Here is a 906-nt window from a genome sequence, read left to right on the forward strand (position 1 = left end):
TTAATTATTAATAACTAGTAGATGTATTATTTTGGTGATCTTTTTGATAAATTTTTAAAAAATTGTTTAATCTTTGTTCTCTTCTATTTAAACAGTCGACTTGTTTATTTAGCTTTATAAGTTCTAAAATAATTTGAATACGAACACTACCGTTAGAATTTAATATTTGAATAATTGTGTCGTTACGTTTATCAATAAAATTATTCATTTTTTCATCAATTATTTTTCTTTCGGTTAAAATATAAATATGTCCTTTAACTTCATTAATAGCTTCATGATTTAAATGAACTTTATTATTAAAAGATTCTAACATTATTTCTTCATGATATTCAATATTTATAATTTTAGCTATATTTTGTTCTTGTTCTTCTAATAATTTATTTAATTTTTCGTTTAATTCATTAAGTTCATTTGATGAATTATTATTGCCCATTCCCATAATTTTATGATTATTAGTTATTAATAGCAATCCTAATAAAACAAACAAACAAATATTTATTATTTTAAATTGATTTTGTAATTTAAACATTAATTAAAACTCCTTTTTTAATTCATAAAAATTATTTTTGTTCATATTGCCAAAAAATATACATATTTTTAGCTCCATTACCCATTTGTTTTAAATCTTCTAAAGTATATTTATTATCTTCATCATCTCTAATGCCATCATCAAAAAAAACACCTAATAAATTTCGAGGTGAATTTTTAATCTTCCACATAATTGAAAATTCTGCTATGTTTCCGTTATAACACGGACTAGTTAGCGTAAAATCAAAATATTTTTTAAATGTTTCGTGATTTTTAATAATATTAATATTTGATACAGTTACATTAATGATTCTCATATCACCAACAAACTCTTCATTAGGGGCAGCCATTATTTGAGTATTATTAATAATTAAAAAT

At 20.9% G+C, this 906-nt stretch carries 2 protein-coding genes; both read right to left on the minus strand.

The features are described 5' to 3' along the window. Positions 1 to 7: 7 nt before the first annotated feature. The gene (locus OL66_RS02410; RefSeq protein WP_034172311.1) at positions 8 to 529 is read right to left on the minus strand and encodes an SVM family protein; all 522 of its coding nucleotides are present in this window, start codon (positions 527 to 529) and stop codon (positions 8 to 10) included. A 31-nt stretch (positions 530 to 560) separates the two neighbouring features. Continuing rightward, on the minus strand, positions 561 to 906 hold a 346-nt coding region (locus tag OL66_RS02415), incomplete at its 5' end, for a hypothetical protein (RefSeq protein ID WP_034172312.1).

The sequence above is a fragment of the Chrysanthemum yellows phytoplasma genome (genome assembly GCF_000803325.1).
Lineage (GTDB): Bacteria > Bacillota_I > Bacilli_A > Acholeplasmatales > Acholeplasmataceae > Phytoplasma > Phytoplasma asteris.

Excerpts from the sequence above, each read along its gene's own strand:
- OL66_RS02410 (WP_034172311.1), bottom strand. The coding sequence starts at position 529 with ATGTTTAAATTACAAAATCAATTTAAAATAATAAATATTTGTTTGTTT.